This window comes from Oceanimonas doudoroffii, assembly GCF_002242685.1.
Classification (GTDB): domain Bacteria; phylum Pseudomonadota; class Gammaproteobacteria; order Enterobacterales; family Aeromonadaceae; genus Oceanimonas; species Oceanimonas doudoroffii.
Genome location: NZ_NBIM01000001.1, coordinates 179,546 through 198,301, shown reverse-complemented (window position 1 = coordinate 198,301; position 18,756 = coordinate 179,546). Strand labels below are relative to the sequence as shown.

Genomic DNA, 18,756 nt, shown 5'->3' with positions numbered 1-18,756 from the left:
TACCCTGTGTTAGAATGCGCCCCGCACGGAAAACGCAGACATAACTAAAACAAATTCATACGGGACTCTTGATGAAATCAGCCTTGCTACTTCAAGGGCCGCTTGGGCCTTTTTTTCAGCACTTTTCCCGCTTTTTAAGCGAGCAGGGCATTTTTGTACACAAAATTCACTTCAACGGCGGCGATGGCTGCTGGCCCTGCCGGGGCACCAATGTGCACTACACCGGCTCCCTGCCGGAATGGCGCCACTTTCTGCACAACTACATTAGCGAGCACGGCATTGACACCGTGTTCTGTTACAGCGACTGTCGCGAATATCACGCCGTGGCCCGCCACTATTGCCTGAGCCATAACATTCGTTTTTTTGTGTTTGAAGAAGGCTACCTGCGTCCGCACTACATTACCCTGGAGCAAAACGGCGTTAACGCCCACAGCCCCTGGTTTGGCAAACTGGCAGACGAACTGATTACACAAAACCCCGAGCACGTAAAGCACCAGTTCGACATTCGCGCCAGCTTTAAACGCCGCATTTATTACGCCATGCGTTATTACTTCAGCATGCATTGCTGCCGCTGGCGCTTTCGGCACTATGTGCACCATCGTCATCGTTCATGCTGGACAGAAGGCATTGCCTGGCTCAAGGGCTGGTATACCAAATATACCCACACCGCCCATGACCGAGGCCTGCAGCAGCGCCTGATTGACCAGCACTCCAAACACATTTTTCTGGTGCCATTGCAGGTGGCCGACGATTTTCAGATCCGGGCCCACTCGCCCTTTGAGGACGTGGCCGAGTCCATTCGGCACATTATGCGTTCCTTTGCCGCCTGCGCTTCCCGGCAAGACGTGCTGCTGTTCAAACACCACCCCATGGACCGTGGCTACACCAACTACACCCAACTGATTAACACCCTGGCCGCCGAGCAGGGCATTGAAGGCAGGGTATTTTACGGCTTTGAGCTGCACCTGCCGGATCTCTACCAGCACTGCAAGGGCGTGGTAACGGTAAACAGCACGGTGGGCATGTCGGCCCTGTTTCACCATGTGCCCACCATTACCCTGGGCAAGGCGTTGTATGACATTCCGGGACTCACCAGCCAGGGGCCACTGGCCACCTTCTGGCGCACGCCGCAGCCGGTGAACGTGGGCCTGTTTAAACGGCTGCGGGCCTTTTTGCTGGAGCGCACCCAGCTGAACGGCAGCTTCTATGCTGAGGCAGACAACACCTGCCGGCAAATTTGGCAGCGCCTGCAACAACAGGCCCAGCCCCCGATCAAGGTTTCACCACAGGTGGCTTATCGACAGTCCGAAAAGGCCAACAGAGGCAAGCGAAGGGTTGCCTGATCTTGCCATTACGGCCCTTGTCCAATAACCATCCACTTGAACGGTGGGGCCGTCGAAATTGTAATGGCCGGGTGGTAGTATCATCCCGGATTAAAACACTGAGTTGCATTTTGCAACCAGTGCGCACAAGGAGAGAGTGATATCAGCGAATTGGGAGCTGTAACCCACGGGCGGTAGCGTCCTTTTTTAACACTCAAAACATTGCCTCTCTCGTCAGGTTTTCTTTCGCCGGTCGGCTGGCATCTCTTTGAGCCGGCCGGGCATACCTACACGCATTTCTTCTTTTTATTACGTTAGTTACAAGAGTTAACCAAATGTCTTTTGTCAGCAAAGCCCTTGCAGGCCCGATTGCCGTTTTATGCCTGCTCACCCTCGCCGGGTGCGCTACCCAGCAACCACAAGATAACCAGGCCAGCATTAACAACGACTCACTCCACCAATTTCTTGAGTCGACCGCCCCCCATGCCACCGCCTCCCTCCCCGCCAGCCCCTGGGGTGCCAACGTCCAGGTTACCGCCGGCGCCGCCTACTTCGCCGCCAGCGGAAAAACCTGCCGCTCGCTGCAGGTAACCCAAGCCATCGGCAGCCAGGAAGAACACATTGCCTGCAAAGGCCAAAACGGCCAGTGGCAGCTTTCGCGAGCCATAACACAACAGCCGTAAGCCCTATTCGCACCAACGCCATTCATTTAAAGCTGTGTAGGCCCCAATTTATTGGGGCAACATCACCACATGCGCTAAAAATTGCCCGAAGCAATTCGGGCCTACAAAATTCCGAGAACTCCACATGCCTTTAAAAAAATTCATCATTCCCTTTGGGCTACTCGTATTAGCGAGCCAGTCCCATGCCCAGCTGATTGGCGCCGATGCCGGCGAACTGCCCGCCGAGCAAAACAGTCGCTTTGCCGCGCCGTCCGAATCTGACCAGGCCGCGCAAAACAGCAATACCCAGTGGCAAAACAACCGCTATGGTGTGCCCGGCACGACCATGGCACAGCAAGACTACCCAAGCTTTGGCAGCCATTTGTTCAACGGCGGCTTCAGCGGCGTGCGTGCCGACGGCCTTAACGCCGATTATGTGATCACCCCAGGTGATCAGGTTACCCTGCGGGTGTGGGGTGCGGTTGAAATAGACCGGGTGCTGCCGGTGGATGCTCAAGGCAACATTTTTATTCCCGGCGTGGGCCCCATCAAGGTTCAGGGCATAAGGCACGGCCAGCTGGATGCCAAGGTGCGCAGCGCCGTTAACTCCATCTATTCCAACAACGTGCAGGTATACACCAACCTGCAGGGTGTGCAGCCGGTGTCTGTGTTTGTTACCGGCTATGTGCAAAACCCCGGTCGCTTTGCCGGCACCCCCAGCGACTCGCTGCTGTATTTCATAGACCAGGCTGGCGGCATAGACGATGCCACCGGCAGCTACCGCAAGGTGCGAGTAAAGCGCCACGGCAAAACCATTGCCACCGCCGACCTCTACGCCTTTTTGCTGAACGGCACCCTGCCCCGCGTGCAGTTTAAAGACGGCGACACCATAGTAGTGGACGAGCGCGGCCCCACCGTGACGGTGGAAGGCGACGTGGCCCGCCCCTATCGCTACGAGCTGCTGCGCACCGGCATGACCGGCCAGGAGCTGCTTAAACTGGCCCGGCTCAAGTCGAACGTGACCCATGTGCTGCTGCGCGGTGCCCGCACTCAGGGGCCGGTTTCCAGCTATGTGAAGCTGAACGAATTCGACCGGCAGCAACTGAACAGCGGCGATCAGCTGGTGTTCAGCCGCGATATGCGCGACAACACCATAGTGGTGCAGCTTGAGGGCAGCTACTACGGCCCCTCACACTTTGCCCTGCCTCGGGATGCGCGCCTGCATGAGCTGCTGAACGCCATTGCCGTGCCGCAAACCATGACCGACACCAGCAGTATCTCCATCAAGCGGGTCAGCGTGGCCGAACGCCAGAAACAGGCCCTGGATGAAAGCCTGGCCCGGCTGGAAACCACCTACCTGGGTGCCTCCTCCTCCACCGCCGATGAAGCAGAAATTCGCGTGCGCGAAGCCGAGCTGATCAGCCAGTTTATTGAACGGGCCCGCCAGGTGGAGCCCAATGGCCGCCTGGTGCTGGCCAACAACGGCCAGATCAGCGACATTCGCCTGCAGGACGGTGACGTTATCACCATTCCCGAAATTTCCGATTCCGTGCTGATAAGCGGTGAAGTACTGGTGCCCCAGTCAGTAGTATTTAACACCGAGCGCAGTGCCAAGGATTATATAGAAGGCGCGGGCGGCTTTACCGAGCATGCAGATGAGAGCCGCATTCTGGTGGTGCGCCAGAATGGTGAAGTGCGTGAGGCGGCAGATGTGACCTTGCGCCCGGGTGATGAGATTTTGGTGTTGCCCAAGGCCCCCACCAAAAACCTGCAATTGGCCGGCACCATCACCCAGATCCTTTACCAGATTGCCATTGCCGCCAAAGTGGCGGTGGACATTTAATGAGCACCCTGCAAGGCCGCACACCCTGGCAGGTGACCCGCAGCGTATGGTTTGCCATGTTTATGCGCGAAGCCGTTTCGCGCACTATGGCCGACCGCATGGGCTGGTTTTGGATGCTTTTTGAGCCGGTGGCAATGATCACCATTATGGTGCTGATTCGAACCCAGTTAAGAGGAGCCAGCAGGCTCATCGTGAATGCCGATTTCATTCCCTGGATGATCACCGGCATGATGGGTTTTTTTCTGGTGCGCGAAGGACTGAGCCGCAGCCAGGGCGCCATTAACTCCGCCCAGGCGCTGTTTGCCTATCGCCAGGTGCAACCGGTAGACACCGTGCTGGTTCGCACTTGGGTTGATGGCATGCTACGCACTGTAGTGTTTGTGGTCTTTGTGGCCGGGGGCTTGTTACTGGGGCTGGATATATTCCCCGACAACACCATTCGTGTTTTGCTGGGCTGGACCTCGCTGTGGGCACTGGCACTGGGCTTTGCACTGGTGGTATCGGTAGCCGCCAAACTAGTGCCGGAAACCGGAAAAATCATCAACATGCTCAGCCTGCCGCTGATGATCATCAGCGGCGTTATTCTGCCGCTGAACAACCTGCCCCACCGTATTCTGGAATATTTAATGCTCAACCCCATAGCGCACGGGCTGGAATTGCTGCGCGCGGGTTTTTTTGAGCATTACCATACGGTTCATGGCACCAGTGTGCTGTATTTGTGGCTGTGGATTCTGGGGCTCAATGCCCTGGGGCTGCTGATGCACCTGCGCTATAAAGAGAGGCTGAAAGCAAAATGATTAAACTCAGCAGTCTTTACAAACGCTACAACAACCGCGATGGTCGAGAAGCCCCCTGGGTGTTAAAAGATATTAACCTCACCATTCCTCAAAACGTAAGTGTGGGATTGCTGGGCCGCAACGGCGCCGGCAAAAGCACCCTGTTGCGACTGATTGCCGGTATGGACAATCCTGAGCGGGGCAAAGTAGAACGCCATTGTCGGGTATCCTGGCCTATTGGCCTTTCCGGGGGATTTCAAAGCTCCATGACCGGACGACAAAACGTAAAATTTGTGGCCAGGGTGCATGGCGCCGGTCTTAATGTGCAACGCATTATCGACTATGTGGAAGAGTTCGCCGAACTCGGCAGCGCCTTTGACCGTCCCATTAAAACCTACTCTTCCGGCATGCGCTCCCGGCTTAACTTTGGCCTGTCGCTCGCCTTCGACTTCGACGTTTACCTCTCGGATGAAGCCACCGCCGTGGGCGATCGAGCCTTTAAAGACAAAGCCGCCAAAGCCTTTAAAGACAAGGTGGGTCAGTCCAGCCTGATTATGGTGTCGCACTCCGAGGGCATACTCAAAGATCTGTGCCAGGCTGGCATTTACCTTAAAAACGGCCAGGCCCAATGGTATGACGACATCAACAACGCCATCGCGGCCTACCACAAAGAAAGCAATCCCTAAGGGGCTATCTGTTTTTTGAGCTTAACGCTACGGCCAACAACCTTCACAAAATTCGAATCCAATACAGAGTTCACATGCATTACTTTATCAAAAAACAACCCCATTGGGCCGCCGCCCTGGTGGCGATTTTGGCCGTTGCCTTTTACTGGTTCGCCTGGGCGGCAGACAGATATGTATCCCGCGCCACCGTGGTGCTGGAAAGCCCGCAAATTGCCGCGCCTGAATTCAGCTTTTCCAGCCTTATCAAGGGGGCCGGCGGCCACAGCGATCTGCTGCTGCTGCGCGAGCATTTGCTCTCTACCGACATGCTCAAAAAGGTAGAAGCCGAACTGCCCTTTCGTGAGCACTACAGCCAGAACGGCGATCTGTTCGCCAGCCTGAGGAATGCAAATGTTCCCATTGAAGAGTTGCACAAATACTATAAAAAGCGCGTCAGCGTAGAGCTGGACGAATATGCCGGAGTGCTGAACATAGAAGTGCAGGCCTTTACCCCGGAATTTGCACACGAGCTGGCCCAACTGCTGCTAAGCGCCGGTGAGGCTCACATGAATGATATGGGCCAGCGCCTGGCAGAAGAGCAGGTAAAATTTCTTGAGCAACAAACAGATCGGTTAGGGGAAAGACTGGACGAGGCTCGCGCCAACCTGCTGGCATTTCAAAATGAGCATGGGCTAATCTCCCCCATCCACACGGTAGAAAGTCTTAATCAGGTGGTGGGCACGCTGGAAGGTGAGCTGGCCCGATTGCAGGCACGTTATACCGCCGCCCAAAGCTACCAGAGCACCCGCTCTGCCGAACTAGTGCAAATAAGAGCAGAAATAAACGCCCTGCAGCAACAAATTGGCAAAGAGCAAAATCGCCTGGCCAAAGAAACCGGCAGCGCCCTTAACCAGATTTCCGCCGGCTATCAAGCTTTGGAGCTGAAAGCCCAGTTTGCCCAGCAAACCTATTCCAGCGCCCTGGCGGCACTGGAAAACACCCGTATAGAAGCCGCCCGCAAACTCAAGCAGGTAAGCGTGCTGCAAAGCCCACTGCAGCCGGAGTACGCCACCCAGCCCAAGCGGCTCTATAACGCCAGCATGTTTGCCATTATCACCCTATTCCTGGCCTTTATTGCCAACATGATGATGCTGATCATTCGCGACCACCGGGATTAACCACCATGACCTTAACCCCTATTCACACCCTGGTGCATATTGGTGCCGGCAATGGCAGCCAGTTGCCTCAATACGAAGCCATGGCCCCTGTCCGGCTGGTGCTGATAGAACCCTTGCCTTCACATGCCAAAGCCCTGCGGCAGGCCACTGCCAACCTGGCCAATACCGAAGTGTGGGAGCTGGCAGTAAGCTGCATCCCCTCATCCGAGGCAAAGCTAACCGAATACAACCTGGCTTCGGCAAGCAGCCTGCATCCGGCCACCGGGTTGAATGGTCTGTTCCCCGGTATAAAAGTGGTGCAACAACATAGCGTGACCACCATCAGCCCGCAAACATTGATAGAACGTTTGCAACTTGACCCGAAGCAACATAACCAGCTGCTGATAGAAGCCAACGGTGAAGAGCAGGAAATTTTAGGCAGCCTGCTTGAGCACAATTATCTGACTTTGTTTCGGTACATACAGATAAGCATGCCTGACGTACCACTTTACCAAAGCTGGTATAATCCCGATGAGCTGCTATCAAAGCTGGAGAATCACTGTTTTGAACTGCGTGGCACAGACAACAGTGACCCGGACATTCCCCTCTGGCAACTGGACCTCAACCCCGTAAAACAGGATCTCAAAGTCACACAATCGGCATTACAACACGCCAATGAGTTGAATGAATCACTTCAACAGAAGTTGGAAGCATTGCAACAAGCACTAAAGACGGAAGCTGAAAAAAGAGAACAAGCACAGCTACAGGCAAATTCGTCTACTCAAGAAAATGACAGCCAAAAAGTGCAATATAATCAGCTCAGTCAGCAGCAAAAAGAACTTCTACATCAACTAAAAGCAGAAACAAAAGAAAAAGAAAAGATAAGGCAAGAGCTAAAAGACAGCCTCCATCAACTCCAGCAAGAAAAAAACCGGCTTGCCAAAGCAAATGGTGTTCTAACAGAGTACAAAGATCACGCACAAGAACTGGAAAAGCAAACCAGCGAACTTCAGCTGCAACTAAAAAGCCAACGTCAAGGCGGAGAAAAAGCTGAAAATCAGCTCGAGGTCACATACCAGAAGTTAGATGATATCAAACAACAGCATCAGCAACTGACACAAAGTCAGACTGAACTTCAAAAAACACTCACCACGCTAAATCAGCAGCTTCAGGCAGAAAAGCAAGATAAAGAGCAAACACAACAACAGCTTAACCAGTCCAATGCCAAAGTTGATCAGTTAAAGCAAACATGTGATCAACTAACCAAAGACAACAACACACTCAAAGTAAAAGAAAACCTCTTGCTTGACCTGCGCAAAAAACATGCCGAGCTGCAACAAAAACACCAGAAGCTGCTGAGTGAGCATCAAACCACTCAGTCTCGCCAGCAGTTACTTGAAAGCGAGCTTCTCAAGGCAGAAGCCCAAATCGAATTAATTAAAGAACTTATGCTCAATGGCAGTGCCATTTAACGGGAACAGAATGACTAAAACTTTTCTAATCACCGGCGGCGCCGGATTTATCGGCTCGGCAGTAGTGCGCGAGCTGATTAACAACTCTCAGCACAAAGTAGTAAACCTGGACAAACTCACCTATGCCGGTAACCTGGAGTCGCTGGCCAGCGTGCAAGATAACCCACGCTACACCTTTGTTCAGGCGGATATTTGTGACGCAGCCGCCATGCAAGCGGTGTTTGAACAACACCAGCCCGACATAGTCATGCACCTGGCGGCCGAGAGCCACGTAGACCGTTCCATAGACGGCCCCGCCGAATTTATTCAAACCAATATAGTGGGCGCCTATACCTTGCTGGAAACCGCCCGTCACTACTGGAATACGCTGAAAGCAGGCAACAGTGAGAAAGCAAAAGGTTTTCGTTTTCATCATATATCCACCGATGAGGTCTACGGCGACCTGCACGGCACCGATGACCTGTTTACCGAAACCACTCCTTACGCACCCAGCTCACCTTATTCCGCCAGCAAGGCGAGCTCCGATCATCTGGTGCGGGCCTGGCAGCGTACCTATAGTTTGCCCACCCTGGTAACCAACTGCTCCAACAACTACGGGCCTTACCATTTTCCGGAAAAGCTGATCCCGCTGATGATCCTGAATGCCCTGGCCGGCAAGCCGCTGCCGGTGTATGGCGACGGCAAGCAAATTCGTGACTGGCTGTTTGTGGAAGACCATGCCCGTGCCCTGATCCTGGTGGCCCAGCAGGGTGCCATTGGCGACACCTACAACATTGGCGGCCATAACGAAAAACAAAACATAGAAGTGGTACGTACCCTCTGCGACATTCTGCAACAGCTGGTACCGCAAGAGCACAGCTACCATGAGCTGATCACCTATGTAAAAGATCGCCCGGGTCACGATGTGCGCTATGCCATAGACGCCTCAAAAATAGAGCGCGAGCTGGGCTGGAAGCCGGTTGAAACCTTTGAAACCGGCCTGCGCAAAACCGTGGAGTGGTACCTGAACAACCAGGGCTGGTGGCAGCGCGTGCAGAATGGCAGCTATCAGGGCGAGCGACTGGGAGCCAGCGTGTAATGCCACAACCCAAAATTCTCATCACTGGCGGCAACGGCCAGGTAGGGTTTGAACTGCGCCGCCAGCTGGTGCTGCACGGGCAACTGCTGGCCCCCTGCCGCCAGCAGCTGGATCTGGCCAATGCCGATGCCGTGGCTGCTTATCTGGAAGCCGAGCAACCGGATCTGATTATTAACGCTGCGGCCTACACGGCTGTAGACAAGGCAGAGACCGATCAAGCGCAGGCCACGCGCCTGAATGCCGAGCTGCCCGCCCAGCTGGCAGACTACTGCCAACCATACGACAAACGCCTGGTACATTATTCATCCGATTATGTTTATCCGGGCACCGGCACCAGTCCCTGGCGTGAAGACGACACCACCGGCCCACAAAACATTTATGGCCACAGCAAACTGCAGGGCGATTTGGCCGTGCAGAGCAGCGGATGCAGCCATCTTGTTTTTCGCACCAGCTGGGTGTATGCCGCCCGTGGCAACAACTTTATGAAAACCATGCTGCACCTGGGCAAAGACAGAACCGAGCTGAGCGTGGTAAACGACCAGATTGGCGCCCCTACCCCGGCCCGGCTTATTGCCCAGGTAACCAGTCTGGCACTGGAGCGGCAACTGGCCAACGGTGTGTATCACCTCGCACCCCGCGGCACCACCAGCTGGCAGCAATTTGCCCAAGCCATTTTTGACCAGGCCCGCGCGCTGGGACAGGAGCTGGCAGTGCAACAGGTAAAGGGCATTCCCAGTTGTGAGTACCCCACTCCCGCAGCCCGGCCACTGAACTCGCGCATGAGCCTGAGCAAGCTAGAGCAGGCGTTGGGCGCAGAGCTGCCCCACTGGCAACAACAATTACAGTTAACCCTCGAAGAGTTTTTTGCATGACAACCAACACCAGCAACACCAAAGGCATTATTCTGGCCGGCGGCTCCGGCACCCGGCTGCACCCCATTACGCTGGGCATTTCCAAGCAACTGCTGCCTATTTACGACAAACCGATGATCTACTACCCCATCTCGGTGCTGATGCTGGCTGGCATTCGTGACATTCTGATCATCTCCACCCCCGATGATCTGCCCCAGTACCAAAAGCTGCTGGGCACTGGTGAACAGTTTGGCGTGAGCTTCAGCTATGCGGTACAGCCCAGCCCGGACGGGCTGGCCCAGGCCTTTATTATTGGTGAAGAGTTTATTGGCACCAGCCCGGTATGCCTGGTGCTGGGTGACAACATTTTCCATGGTCAGCACTTTTCAGAGCAGCTGAAAAAAGCAGCCGCCCAGCCAGGTGGCGCCACCGTATTTGGCTACCTGGTACATGACCCAGAGCGCTTTGGCGTGGTGGAATTTGATGCCGAAGGCAAAGCCATCAGCATTGAAGAAAAACCGGCAAAGCCCAAAAGCAGTTATGCGGTAACCGGCCTGTATTTTTACGATAACGACGTGGTCAACATTGCCAAGACCGTTAAGCCTTCTGCCCGGGGCGAGCTGGAAATTACCAGCATAAACAACGCCTATCTGCAACGGGGCGACCTCAGGGTAGAGCGGCTGGGCCGAGGCTTTTCGTGGCTGGATACCGGCACCCACGACTCCCTGCTGGAAGCCAGCAGCTATGTGAAAACCATAGAGCACCGCCAGGGCCTGAAAATTGCCTGTCTGGAAGAAATTGGCTGGCGCAATGGCTGGATCAGCGATCAGGAACTGCATCACCGTGGCGAATCTCTCTACAAAACCCACTATGGCCAGTATTTGCTGCACCTGCTCGACGCTGAAGGAGAGTGAAATGGAATATCAACCCCTTGCCATTCCCGATGTGGTTCTGCTGACGCCAAAAGTCTTTGGTGACGAACGCGGCTTTTTTATGGAGACCTTTCGGCAGAGCGAGTTTGAACAACACTGTGGCAAGGTACAGTTTGTGCAAGACAACCACAGCAAATCCAAACAGGGCATTCTGCGCGGCCTGCACTACCAGCTGGAGAAACCTCAGGGCAAGCTGGTGCGGGTAACCCGAGGTGAAGTGTTTGATGTGGCAGTAGACATGCGTAAACACTCACCCACCTTTGGCCATTGGGTTGGCGTATTACTAAGTGAGCACAACAAGCAGATGCTGTGGGTGCCACCGGGTTTTGCCCATGGCTTTTATGTAACCAGTGAAGAAGCCGAGTTTCAGTACAAGTGTACCGATTACTATAAACCCGGTGATGAATATTCCCTGGCCTGGAACGATGATTCACTGGCCATTAACTGGCCACTGATAGCCGGAACGGCTCCGCAATTGTCCGCCAAGGATGCCGACGCCCTGACTCTGGGCCAGTGTCCTACCTTTTAAATGGCCGGAGCACAGCATGTCTGAAGTGAGCAAAAGCCAAAAGCCAGGAAAGAACAAAAAAAAACGCAGGCAAAAAAAACCACACCAGGTGGCTCTGCGGCGGTATAACTCCACAGCCCTGGCAACCACCACGGAAGGAAACCTGCTTCCCAATGAACCACAGCTTTACCTGCAAGCCATCTTGCTCTGGCATGCCGGCGACTGGCAGGCACTGGCAAAACTGGATGCAGCACTGCTTAAACACCACCCTCAACATATTGAGTTAACAAGCTTTAAGGCTGTTGCCCATTTTCAGCTGGGTGAGCTCGATACGGCAAGGGCGTTGCTAAGTGAGCTGCCCCGGAAAAACAGAAATACGGTACGCATTCTGATATCCGGGGCTTTCAACAGCCTGGCCAGAGCCAGAGCCGCTCTGAGCCATATGCAGAAAGCCAGGCAGCACTTCGACAAGGCGGCCTCGGCTGGCTCGATTGTGGAGAATCAGGTGCTCGGCCAGGCACGTTGGTACCAGCAACTGGCTCAACTGGGTATAAATAGTGCCTGGAGCCAATGTAACACCATTGACAAGCCAGGTTTTACTGTAAAAACCATCGGCCAGGTGGCGCTGGGTGATGCCTGGGCCGGTAACACCGTGAACACGGTAATATTTCGCCATCATGGCATTTTCAGCCACAATGGCTGGCAGTACACCGCCTTTTATGTAGACCAGCATACCCTGCGAGTAATACAGCGGAATCTGAACAACAACGAGCTGCTGCAGAGCGACATAAAGGGGGATTACAACATTAAGGATGCCCATAACAGCATCAGCCTGGGCATGGACAGAGACGGCTACATCCATATCAGCTATGACCACCATGGCAGCCAGTTGAAGTATCGCCGCAGCCTGGCACCGGAGTGCATAGCAAACTGGAGTGATGAAGTGGCCATGACCGGCGAGCGGGAAAGCAAAGTCACCTACCCGGCCTTTTTAATGCCATCCGAAAAAGCGCCGTTGCAGTTGTTATATCGTGATGGTAATCACCAAAAAGGCTCAGCCTTTATCAAGCAATACCATGAAGCAGAGCAATGCTGGAAAGACTCGGACACAGCCATTTTATCCGGTGCAGCCAACCATCCCTGGACCAGCAATGCTTACTGGAACCATCCGGTACGAGACCATAATGGCAACTTACATTTAAGCTTTGTCTGGCGCACTCATGCCATTGGTGAAGAGCAGCAGATAAACAACCTGAACATTTGCTACGCCCAGTCTTTTGATAACGGCAACAGCTGGCATTCATCCAACCTGAAGCCCTTTCAGCTACCCATGACTCAGGTGAATGCCGAGGTAATATGGCCTGTATCTCCGGCCAGCAACCTGATTAACCAGTGCAGCATGGCGGTAGACAGCCATAACCGGCCACATATTGTGTTTTATGCCAACGATGCCGAAGGTATAGTGCAATATCAGCATCTGTGGTTCAACGGTAAAAAATGGAAACATCAAATTATTTCCAATCGTACCATGCCATTTAATCTATGTGGCGGCGGCACGCTGCGCATTCCGATATCCCGCCCAGACATTGTTATCGACAGCAATGATAATGTATTCGTTATCTACCGGGGAGATTTGACTGCAGACCGAATGACAACGCTGTATCTGAAGGCACCAGAATACGATTACAGCCCGAAAAACCAGCAAATTATTCACAATGAACCACTAGGCTTGGCGGAGCCGGTAATAGACAAACCACGTTGGCAGCAGGAAGAAACATTAAGCTTGTTTATTCAAAGCAACGAACAGCCAGACCATGATATAGGGCATGCAGACATAGCAAAGCCAGTCTACCTGATAGATTTTGAGCTCTCCACTCAAGCAACTTAAATAATAAAACCGTTGGATAAAAAATGAAAGATAATACAAGAACACAACCAGCTTCAAATACCGAAGATAAAACATATCTCGCACAAGGTAACTCCGCATTAAAGTCCGGCGATTACCAGCAGGCCATCAATCTATTTCAGAAAGTCCTAAAACAGTCACCAGAGCTGCATAAAATTATTAACTTCAATGTAAAGCTGGCACAATCAAAACTCCTGCCACCCCAAAAAAATAATAGTACAAACCAGCCTAAATTAGTACTACCCGCATCCAATTCACCAGCCAATCTGTATGGGATTAATAGTGAAAAATACACTATTGATATAGTTATCCCCGTTTATAATGCGCTGGATGATGTACAGCGATGTTTGGAAGCAATAGAACGCAACACCGACGGGTTTAACGTTAACGTATATATTGTTAATGATGGCTCTGAAACACCCACAACGGAGTGGCTGAGGGCATATTGCAAAAACAAGCCCATGTTTGTTCTAACTGAAAATGAGCATAATAGAGGTTATACCCCTACGGTGAATGTGGGCCTGCGGCAGTGCAAGGGTGACTATATCGTTACCCTGAACAGCGACACTATCGTAACTAAAGGCTGGCTTAGTGGCCTGGTACGCTGTTTTAAATCCAGTACAGAGCTAGGTGTAGTTGGTCCTTTATCCAATGCAGCCAGTTGGCAGAATGTGCCCAACCTGCTGGATGAGAATAATCAGTTTGCAGTGAATGAATTACCTAATGGCTGGACCGCGGATGATATGGCTTTACTGGTTCGCAATGCCAGCAATCATCACTACCCTCAAGTTCCTTTTGTAAACGGCTTTTGTTTTATGATTAGCAAAGCCGCTTTTGAAAAGGTTGGCTTGCTGGATGAAGATACCTTCCCCACTGGTTATGGCGAAGAAAATGATTATTGTATAAGGGTTGCGGAAGCAGGGTTCAAACTAGCCATTTGTGATGACACTTATGTATTTCATGCCAAGTCCAAAAGTTTTGGTCATGAAAAAAGAAAAAAACTATCAAAAATAGGTTCGGATGCGCTTAAAGCAAAACATGGAAAAGAAAAAGTAAATAAACTGGCTGGCAAAATTCGTGATATGGACATATTCAATGACATACGCGGGCAGGTTCAACAGTCTTTAACAAAGTCATTTAGTAAGTCTGTTAAGGATCCTTTACTAAACAGAATTTTATTTTTGTTACCGGTATCTGGCGGTGGTGGTGGCGTGCACTCTATTGTACAGGAAACCATGGGTATGAGACGCATTGGCGTACGGGCTAAAATTGCAGTACCTAAAAAACACCGACCCAAGTTTATTAAAAAATATGAAGATATTGATGTTGTAGAAGACTTGTTCCTTGGCTTTGAGCACCATGAACTGGGTGAACTCTCAAAAAAATTTGACGTAATCGTAGGTACTATTTACACCTCGATGAAGCTGGTTAAAGAAGTGGTAAGTGCCAACCCAGGCATTCAGCCTGCTTACTATGTGCAGGATTATGAACCGTTATTTTCTGAGCCCGGCACTCCTGAGTGGCAAGAGGCTCGGGACTCTTATACCTTAGTACCAAATGCGATACTGTTCGCCAAAACAGACTGGATCTGCCAGAAAGTGTATGAAGAACATGGTGTACATGTCCGCAAGGTATCGCCGAGTATTGACCATGATGTATATAAACCTGATCCACTGGCAAAGAAACGTGCAGGTCTTGAAGATAAAATAGTCATCTCAGCAATGATTAGACCTAAAACACCACGCAGAGGGGCTGAGCGTACCATGCGATTACTGAAAAATTTGCATGATCGCTTTGGTGAAAAAGTGCATATTGAAATATTTGGGTGTGCCGAGGAAGATCCGCTATTTCAGAAACTGGAGCGTCAGTTTAAATATAAAAACAATGGTGAGCTAACTAGGCCTGGTGTTGCTTCAGTATTACAGAAATCAGATTGCTTTATCGATTTGTCTGACTACCAAGCATTTGGAAGGACTGGTCTGGAAGCGATGGCCTGCGGTACTTTCACTATTAGCACAAAATACGGCGGCATACTTGAATACATGTTCAATAATAAAAATGGATTTCTCGTTAATCCATTTGGCAACATCGAAGCCGCTCACTTTGATTCATTACTTTCCGCTGAAAACATAAAACACCTAAAACGAAACTCGTTAATTACAGCATCAAACTACTCTATTCACAAAGCAGCACTATCAGAGTTGTTTTCGCTAAGTTAAGGATATATAAATGGAGTACAAAGGCATACAGATAATTAATGAAGGCGAGAATAACCTTATCCATATTGAAGAAGGAACCCCTTTTTCTTTATCAAGGATCCATATATATGGCAACAATAATAAAATAAGAATCTCTAAAGCAAAATCGATCAGTAACTTATTCTTAAATTTAAAGGGTAACAACAAAACCTTTTACATTGGTGAGACACAGAAAAATATTAACAACTTAAAATTCACTTCCATCCGAGGAAATAATCAAAGTTTCGTCATCGGAAACAGCTTTAGTTGTGGCGGCATGGAAATACAAATGAATGACGGAGATGAAAAGTGCACAATTGGTGATGACTGTCTGTTTTCATGGGGAATAAAAATGCGGACTTCAGATGGTCATTCCGTTATAGACATTGCTACAGACAAAGCAATAAATATACCTAGAGATATATTAATCGGGAATCATGTATGGGTCGGTGAGGATGTAAAGTTCCTCAAAGGCTCATCGATTCCAGATAATTGCATTGTGGGTAGCTACGCTGTTGTAACAAAAGCATTTTTAGAACAAAACATCGCCATTGCAGGTTTCCCTGCATCAGTTATTAAACGCGGAGTCAACTGGGATAGAAGAATGCCTAGCGAATATAATAAAGACAGGTTGTAAATTTCAAAATGAAACCGCAAGAGCCAAACATTCATAAAATAATCAATGATTTGATTTTTATAGCAAAAAACCAGACAGCTGAAATCAATCATTACATCATTGCAATAATCTCTTTAATTAAGTCCAGTAAGACAACAAAAGTTGACGCATTCAATCTCATAACTGAGCACAAAGATTTTTTCACTAAAAACTTTGACCTGATATTACATTCAAATATATTAACCTCATTCGAAAAATTAGTAATATCAACCTTTTTAAACACTGAAAAATGCGAGTTGAAAGCTAAAGAAATAATAAACAAAACTTTCTTAGAAAAAGATTTCGAAACCCTAAGAAAAATATACTACTTCTTATTCTTAGCCAACAGAAAAATATCAAACATAGAGCCAATAGATAACATCAACAATATACCTCTAGAGGCCTACACCCTCCAAAGAATTGAGGAAATTACACACAATGAAGCTTTTTTTACGTATAGAGAGAAAAATAGAGAAAGTCATAAAAAGAGAATTTTAGTTGTAGGATCAATATTCTCACCCAATCCTCTTGGGGCTCACTATAACTTAACTTTTTCAATTATAAAAACCCTATTCAACTATAACTCTAACGATGAAAAATTTGACGTGGGATTCGCACTTTCAGGCGAGAGCACTTTTAATATTTTTGGTTATGATGTTAGAACACTAGATAAACGTCGCGTTGAAATGCATCAACAAAACTGGCTCAAAACTAGCAATAACATTGATAACTTTTATTGTGGGTGTGCGACAGGGGTAGAAGACGGAACAATCACAAAAGAGTTTATATCTTGGGTTAATAACTTCTCTCCTAGTATCATATTATTCATAGGCGATGCTTTTGAAAGTAAATTTTACCGACAAGTTTTATACAAACATTACCCTATCGCTTTTTTCCCGATGGCAGTAGGCAATGATCCAAAAGGAAACATCGATGGCATATTATGCAAACAAGATGTTTTTTACGAAAGAATGGTAAAGAAAAAATACAACTGTTTGATTGAACCAATCACCCCAATATTTGACATATATTTACCAGACGGAGCTAAAGGCGACTATTTCTTTACTCAAAACATTAATGATGTGGTATTTGTCACTCCATTGCATGGTGACAGAATATCTAAAATATTTGAAAAATCATTAGGAAGTGAAGATATAGAAGCGTTTTGCAAACTATTTGAGGATAATTCAAATTTAATCTGGGTTTTGGTTGGACAAAGCTCACTAGAGCCAATTACAAACAAGGTCCCTCACCTTATCAAATACGTTGAACAACGAAGAATAATAAACCTTAATTTTGTCAACAACCTTAGATCGGTTTTTAAAGCCTGCGACTGCGTATTTGTAATACCTGGAATGACTGGTGGGAATCAAGGTGTTAGTACAGCCATGGCTGACGGCTTAGCTGTGCTTTCTTCAGACTATGCAGATTCTGCTGGAATTGCACCAGTTGATACGACGTACTCATCCAATGACGAAATGACTAACATTGTAAGAAAGTTATGCTCTAGCAGAGACTTTCTTTCTCAATCAAAATATCAAGCACTTTCGTCAATATCTAAGTTTTCACCAGCGAATGTCGCAGGCGAATGGGGGCACTACCTCAAAAAAGTAATAGCGTTTGGCACTAACAGAATAAAATAACCAACAAAAACTACACAACATTCTATAATCAACCAAGATACTATCGGTTACTTAATCTCATCGTAATGATGATACCGCGCCCCTCAAATTATGCTTAGGCACAAACTACGCTTTAAAACTAGTTCTATTTAGTAAAGTTAGCTCAACTCTTTATCATATAAAGCTTGGATTAAATGATGAAAATAGGTTTTTACATCATGGGTTTTAAAGGCCTAAGTGTCTTGAACTCATTTATTAATCATTTTGGCTGCAAACATATTGCATATGTCGTAACTGACGAAGATACTTCAGTTACAAATGATCATTATAATGAAATTTTATCTTTATGCTCATCATCCAACATTCAAGTATCAAAAAGGAAAAACACCTCATCCCTTCCTGATGTTTCCTACAAATTTGCAATAGGCTGGCGCTGGTTAATCAACGAGTCTGATAACCTTATTGTACTTCACGATTCGCTACTACCAAGATATCGAGGCTTTGCACCTTTGGTTAATATGCTTGTAAATGGAGAAAAAGAGATCGGAGTAACCGCATTACTTGCTAATGAGGATTATGATAGAGGGGATATAATTGGTCAAAAATCGATTAAAATAACCTACCCTATAAAAATAAGTGATGCAATAAATAAAATATCATATATATATTCAGAGTTAGTTATCTTCGTCTTCACGAGTTTACTGACTGGGAAATTAAAACCTAAACAACAGCAGGAATCAGATTCTACTTACAGCATATGGCTTGATGAAGAAGACTACTTCATAAACTGGAAGTGGAAAGCAGAAAAAATTAAAAGATTTGTAGATGCCGTGGGTTATCCATATGGGCGAGCAAGAACAAAGCTAAATACACAAGTTTTGATGATCGATGATGTAGAAGTCACTGAAGATGTTCAAGTGGAAGATAGAGAACGTCATATAGGTAAAGTAATCTTCATGAAAAATAGAAATCCTATTGTCATCTGCGGTGAGGGCTTGCTGGAGTTAACATCCATTGACTTTTCAGAATCAAACCTATCAAAAGTAAATTTCAGGAGCCGGTTTAAATAA

Annotated in this window: 16 protein-coding genes; all 16 read left to right on the top strand. The window is 48.9% G+C overall.

The window, feature by feature from the left end:
- The first annotated feature begins 71 nt into the window (after nt 1-71).
- Nucleotides 72-1,343, top strand: a complete 1,272-nt coding sequence (locus B6S08_RS00890; RefSeq protein ID WP_094198904.1) for a capsule biosynthesis protein — start codon at nt 72-74, stop codon at nt 1,341-1,343.
- Nucleotides 1,344-1,657: 314 nt separating this feature from the next.
- Nucleotides 1,658-2,005: a DVU3141 family protein gene (locus tag B6S08_RS00885; RefSeq protein ID WP_094198903.1), complete on the top strand. Its 348-nt coding sequence runs from the start codon at nt 1,658-1,660 to the stop codon at nt 2,003-2,005.
- A gap of 124 nt (nt 2,006-2,129) precedes the next feature.
- On the top strand, nt 2,130-3,827 hold the full coding sequence (locus B6S08_RS00880) for a polysaccharide biosynthesis/export family protein (protein WP_094198902.1): 1,698 nt from the start codon (nt 2,130-2,132) through the stop codon (nt 3,825-3,827).
- Nucleotides 3,827-4,624: an ABC transporter permease gene (locus B6S08_RS00875; protein WP_094198901.1), complete on the top strand. Its 798-nt coding sequence runs from the start codon at nt 3,827-3,829 to the stop codon at nt 4,622-4,624. The genes B6S08_RS00880 and B6S08_RS00875 overlap by 1 nt, the downstream gene beginning before the upstream one ends.
- Nucleotides 4,621-5,289 (top strand): ABC transporter ATP-binding protein, encoded by a 669-nt coding sequence (locus B6S08_RS00870; RefSeq protein WP_094198900.1) that lies wholly within the window; start codon nt 4,621-4,623, stop codon nt 5,287-5,289. The genes B6S08_RS00875 and B6S08_RS00870 overlap by 4 nt, the downstream gene beginning before the upstream one ends.
- Before the next feature lie 74 nt (nt 5,290-5,363).
- Nucleotides 5,364-6,446, top strand: a complete 1,083-nt coding sequence (locus tag B6S08_RS00865; RefSeq protein WP_094198899.1) for a KpsE/RkpR family capsule polysaccharide export protein — start codon at nt 5,364-5,366, stop codon at nt 6,444-6,446.
- A gap of 5 nt (nt 6,447-6,451) precedes the next feature.
- Nucleotides 6,452-7,897: a coiled-coil domain-containing protein gene (locus B6S08_RS00860; protein WP_094198898.1), complete on the top strand. Its 1,446-nt coding sequence runs from the start codon at nt 6,452-6,454 to the stop codon at nt 7,895-7,897.
- A gap of 10 nt (nt 7,898-7,907) precedes the next feature.
- The gene (gene rfbB / locus B6S08_RS00855) at nt 7,908-8,975 is read left to right on the top strand and encodes a dTDP-glucose 4,6-dehydratase (RefSeq protein WP_094198897.1); all 1,068 of its coding nucleotides are present in this window, start codon (nt 7,908-7,910) and stop codon (nt 8,973-8,975) included.
- The gene (gene rfbD / locus B6S08_RS00850; RefSeq protein ID WP_094198896.1) at nt 8,975-9,847 is read left to right on the top strand and encodes a dTDP-4-dehydrorhamnose reductase; all 873 of its coding nucleotides are present in this window, start codon (nt 8,975-8,977) and stop codon (nt 9,845-9,847) included. The genes rfbB and rfbD overlap by 1 nt, the downstream gene beginning before the upstream one ends.
- Nucleotides 9,844-10,740 (top strand): glucose-1-phosphate thymidylyltransferase RfbA, encoded by an 897-nt coding sequence (gene rfbA, locus B6S08_RS00845; protein ID WP_094198895.1) that lies wholly within the window; start codon nt 9,844-9,846, stop codon nt 10,738-10,740. The genes rfbD and rfbA overlap by 4 nt, the downstream gene beginning before the upstream one ends.
- Before the next feature lies 1 nt (nt 10,741).
- A complete protein-coding gene (gene rfbC / locus B6S08_RS00840; RefSeq protein WP_094198894.1) occupies nt 10,742-11,287 on the top strand; it encodes a dTDP-4-dehydrorhamnose 3,5-epimerase in 546 nt (181 codons plus the stop codon).
- A 16-nt stretch (nt 11,288-11,303) separates the two neighbouring features.
- Nucleotides 11,304-13,154 (top strand): BNR-4 repeat-containing protein, encoded by a 1,851-nt coding sequence (locus B6S08_RS00835; RefSeq protein WP_094198893.1) that lies wholly within the window; start codon nt 11,304-11,306, stop codon nt 13,152-13,154.
- A gap of 23 nt (nt 13,155-13,177) precedes the next feature.
- Nucleotides 13,178-15,391: a glycosyltransferase gene (locus tag B6S08_RS00830; protein WP_094198892.1), complete on the top strand. Its 2,214-nt coding sequence runs from the start codon at nt 13,178-13,180 to the stop codon at nt 15,389-15,391.
- Between the two features lie 10 nt (nt 15,392-15,401).
- Nucleotides 15,402-16,046 carry an acyltransferase gene (locus B6S08_RS00825; protein ID WP_094198891.1) on the top strand — a complete coding sequence of 215 codons (645 nt, stop codon included), beginning with the start codon at nt 15,402-15,404 and terminating at the stop codon, nt 16,044-16,046.
- 8 nt (nt 16,047-16,054) lie between these two features.
- On the top strand, nt 16,055-17,707 hold the full coding sequence (locus tag B6S08_RS18150; RefSeq protein ID WP_141202166.1) for a glycosyltransferase family 4 protein: 1,653 nt from the start codon (nt 16,055-16,057) through the stop codon (nt 17,705-17,707).
- Between the two features lie 173 nt (nt 17,708-17,880).
- Nucleotides 17,881-18,756: a formyltransferase family protein gene (locus B6S08_RS00820; protein ID WP_094198890.1), complete on the top strand. Its 876-nt coding sequence runs from the start codon at nt 17,881-17,883 to the stop codon at nt 18,754-18,756.

What these genes read in the sequence shown, in the direction of transcription:
- B6S08_RS00830 (WP_094198892.1), top strand. Translation starts at nt 13,178, where the DNA reads ATGAAAGATAATACAAGAACACAACCAGCTTCAAATACCGAAGATAAA.
- B6S08_RS18150 (WP_141202166.1), top strand. Translation starts at nt 16,055, where the DNA reads ATGAAACCGCAAGAGCCAAACATTCATAAAATAATCAATGATTTGATT.
- B6S08_RS00885 (WP_094198903.1), top strand. Translation starts at nt 1,658, where the DNA reads ATGTCTTTTGTCAGCAAAGCCCTTGCAGGCCCGATTGCCGTTTTATGC.
- B6S08_RS00865 (WP_094198899.1), top strand. Translation starts at nt 5,364, where the DNA reads ATGCATTACTTTATCAAAAAACAACCCCATTGGGCCGCCGCCCTGGTG.
- B6S08_RS00820 (WP_094198890.1), top strand. Translation starts at nt 17,881, where the DNA reads ATGATGAAAATAGGTTTTTACATCATGGGTTTTAAAGGCCTAAGTGTC.
- B6S08_RS00860 (WP_094198898.1), top strand. Translation starts at nt 6,452, where the DNA reads ATGACCTTAACCCCTATTCACACCCTGGTGCATATTGGTGCCGGCAAT.
- B6S08_RS00890 (WP_094198904.1), top strand. Translation starts at nt 72, where the DNA reads ATGAAATCAGCCTTGCTACTTCAAGGGCCGCTTGGGCCTTTTTTTCAG.
- B6S08_RS00880 (WP_094198902.1), top strand. Translation starts at nt 2,130, where the DNA reads ATGCCTTTAAAAAAATTCATCATTCCCTTTGGGCTACTCGTATTAGCG.
- B6S08_RS00825 (WP_094198891.1), top strand. Translation starts at nt 15,402, where the DNA reads ATGGAGTACAAAGGCATACAGATAATTAATGAAGGCGAGAATAACCTT.
- rfbC (WP_094198894.1), top strand. Translation starts at nt 10,742, where the DNA reads ATGGAATATCAACCCCTTGCCATTCCCGATGTGGTTCTGCTGACGCCA.
- B6S08_RS00835 (WP_094198893.1), top strand. Translation starts at nt 11,304, where the DNA reads ATGTCTGAAGTGAGCAAAAGCCAAAAGCCAGGAAAGAACAAAAAAAAA.
- rfbA (WP_094198895.1), top strand. Translation starts at nt 9,844, where the DNA reads ATGACAACCAACACCAGCAACACCAAAGGCATTATTCTGGCCGGCGGC.
- rfbB (WP_094198897.1), top strand. Translation starts at nt 7,908, where the DNA reads ATGACTAAAACTTTTCTAATCACCGGCGGCGCCGGATTTATCGGCTCG.
- rfbD (WP_094198896.1), top strand. Translation starts at nt 8,975, where the DNA reads ATGCCACAACCCAAAATTCTCATCACTGGCGGCAACGGCCAGGTAGGG.
- B6S08_RS00870 (WP_094198900.1), top strand. Translation starts at nt 4,621, where the DNA reads ATGATTAAACTCAGCAGTCTTTACAAACGCTACAACAACCGCGATGGT.
- B6S08_RS00875 (WP_094198901.1), top strand. Translation starts at nt 3,827, where the DNA reads ATGAGCACCCTGCAAGGCCGCACACCCTGGCAGGTGACCCGCAGCGTA.